Here is a 2,596-nt window from a genome sequence, read left to right as displayed (position 1 = left end):
CACGCACGCTGGCGCCGCCGGCGGGGTGGAAGCCGGTCGAGGTTTTGACCATGTCCGCCCCCGCGCGCGCGACGGCGTGGCACAGCTCCTCGACCCGCTGGTCACCCGCCTCCTCGCCCAGCGCCCGGTGGATCGCGGCGGTCTCGAGGATCACCTTGATCACGGTGGGCGGGGGCACGGCGTCGCGCATCGTCAGCACGTCGGCCATCACCTCGTCCACCAGGCCGGCGATCGCCGCGCCCACGTCGATCACCATGTCCACCTCGACGGCGCCCTGATCCACCGCCAGCCGTCCCTCCATGGCCTTGACCAACGCGTGGTGTTTCCCGGACGGGAAGCCGGCCACGGTCGCCACCGTCAGACCGTCCGCCCGCACCGGGAGCATCGCCGGGCTCACGCACACCGCCTTGACCCCGAGAGCGCGAGCCTCGTCCACACAGGCCTGGACGTCCTCGCGGGAGGCGTCCGGGGAGAGCAACGTGTGGTCGATCATCGCCGCGACGCGGGCGCGGGTCAGCTGAATCTGTGGCGTGGCATCCATGCCGGCCAGCCTAGCGGGGCTCCCCACCACCCCCTGCTGGCACAATGACCGTTCATGTCACGCCGCTACGTCCTCACGCTGGGTTGCCCCGACCGCATCGGCATCGTCGCCCGCATCGCCACGTTCCTCGCCGAGCTCGGCGGCACCATCGTGGAGGCGGCCTACCACGCGGACGAGAACTCCCGCTGGTTCTTCACCCGGCAGTCCGTGGACGCCGAGTCGATCGGGATGGATCTCGACGAACTGCGCCGTCGCTTCTCCCGGGTGGCCGCCGAGCTCGGCCCGGAGACGGACTGGAACATCGCGGACTCCACCGAACCGAAGGACATCGTCGTCCTGGTGTCCAAGGAGGGGCACTGCCTGCACGACCTCATGGGGCGGGTGGACAGCGGGGACTTCCCCGCCCGCATCCGCGCCGTGATCGGCAACCACGACACCCTGCGGGGGATGACCGAGGCGCACGGCATCCCCTTCCACCACGTGCCGTTCCCGGCGGATCCGGCTGAGCGGGGCCCCGCGTTCGCCGAGGTGTCCTCGATCGTCGACGACATCGACCCGCACGCGATCGTCCTGGCCCGCTTCATGCAGGTCCTGCCGGATGACCTGTGCTCCCGCTGGGCCGGTCGCGCCCTCAACATCCATCACAGCTTCCTGCCGAGCTTCGTGGGTGCGCGCCCCTATCACCAGGCGCACATCCGGGGGGTCAAGCTCATCGGCGCGACCTGCCACTACGTCACCGCCGACCTCGACGAGGGACCGATCATCGAGCAGGACGTCATCCGCGTCGACCACGCGGCGACAGTGCAGGACATGGTCCGGCAGGGCCGCGACGCCGAGAAGCTGGTGCTGGCCCGCGGGCTGCGGTGGCACCTCGAGGACCGCGTCCTGGTCCACGACGCCCGGACCGTCGTCTTCACCTGAGACGAGGCCCAGCGACAGGAGAAGGCTCAGCCGCGGGAGAAACCGTGGCGCTCGGTGAGCAGGGTCTCGGCGGCGGACAGGAAGATCAACCGGGCGGCCGCGCCGGCCCGGGGAAGAATCGACCGGACCCGCTTCTCGAGCACGGCCTGGTCCATCCCCGCCCCGCGAACGGTCTCCACCAGAACGGTGAACGCCTCTGCCGCCCGGCTCTGACCCTCCATGAACAGGCGGCCGATCTTCTCGATACCCTCCTCGTCCACGCCGAGGACGATCAGGTCACGCAGGAGATCGGCCATGTAGACGTCGGAGAAGAAGTGGTCGGCTGCTCCCGGTTCGGTGATCAGACCGAGGGACTCCCCCACGTCGATCAACTCCTCGGGCATGTCGAATGACGCGACCGCCTGGGACTCCGCCCGGGTGAGTCGCCGTCGGGACCCCGAGGGCCTGCGCTCGCCCCGTACGCTCTCGACCTCGAGCAACTCGGCGAGGGTGAACCCGTGCCGCTCGGCGATGAGCAGCTCCTCGATCGTGGCGAACGTGTATCCCCGGTTGAGCAGGCGAAGGATCAGGTCGAGCCGACTGCGGTGATCCGGCCCGTAGAGCGCGGTCCGGCCCTGTCGGATGGGCGGCTGGAGCAACCCGCGTTCCTGATAGACGCGGATATTGCGAACGGTCGCGCCGGAGGTCTCCGCCAGCTCCTCGATGCGCTGCAGCGGCGCGGACCCCCTGGCGCTCACCTGCGTCTGCCGCCGACGGCAGGCCTGACGTCGGCGAAGAACACCCCGACCGCCACCATCGCCACGATTCCGAGGATCCCGAACGGCCGGATCGCGAAGAAGAGGGCGGCTCCGGCGCAGATACCGATCCAGGCCGGTTTGGGCCACTTCCCCTCCATCGAGTACGCCGACGCGGGAGGAAGGACCGCCAGCACCAGGCCGACGAGCGCCCACGCCACGAGGGCCGCCTGGATCGCGAGCTGGATGAGGCCCCAGGTTCCGGGCAATGCATCTATCACAACCGCCAGTGTAGTCGGCGCGTCCGACACCCCGGCCATCGATGTTCACGGCGTGGAGTTGGGGGTTCGACGGCCCCGTGACGAGAGCCGCCCCCGGCCCGCTCGGGGAGAGCGGGCCG

At 70.1% G+C, this 2,596-nt stretch carries 4 protein-coding genes; 1 reads left to right on the top strand and 3 read right to left on the bottom strand.

Going from position 1 to position 2,596, the window contains the following annotated elements; translation table 11 throughout:
- A partial coding sequence (gene deoC, locus G6020_RS09890) for a deoxyribose-phosphate aldolase (RefSeq protein WP_182610500.1) occupies positions 1–541 on the bottom strand: 541 nt, incomplete at its 3' end.
- A 54-nt stretch (positions 542–595) separates the two neighbouring features.
- On the opposite strand from deoC, the gene purU reads away from it, so the two are divergent.
- Complete coding sequence (gene purU, locus G6020_RS09885; protein WP_182610499.1) at positions 596–1,462, top strand: formyltetrahydrofolate deformylase; 867 nt, start codon at positions 596–598, stop codon at positions 1,460–1,462.
- 26 nt (positions 1,463–1,488) lie between these two features.
- On the opposite strand, the gene G6020_RS09880 is transcribed toward purU, so the two are convergent.
- Positions 1,489–2,199 (bottom strand): MerR family transcriptional regulator, encoded by a 711-nt coding sequence (locus G6020_RS09880; protein ID WP_182610498.1) that lies wholly within the window; start codon positions 2,197–2,199, stop codon positions 1,489–1,491.
- Positions 2,196–2,477: a DUF2516 family protein gene (locus G6020_RS09875; protein ID WP_179523422.1), complete on the bottom strand. Its 282-nt coding sequence runs from the start codon at positions 2,475–2,477 to the stop codon at positions 2,196–2,198. Before G6020_RS09875 ends, G6020_RS09880 begins: the two co-directional genes overlap by 4 nt.
- Positions 2,478–2,596 lie beyond the last annotated feature (119 nt).

The sequence above is a fragment of the Dietzia sp. B19 genome (assembly GCF_014145155.1).
Taxonomy (GTDB): domain Bacteria; phylum Actinomycetota; class Actinomycetes; order Mycobacteriales; family Mycobacteriaceae; genus Dietzia; species Dietzia natronolimnaea.
The sequence above is the reverse complement of the archived record's forward strand: the minus strand, read 5'-3'. Positions and strand labels throughout refer to the sequence as shown.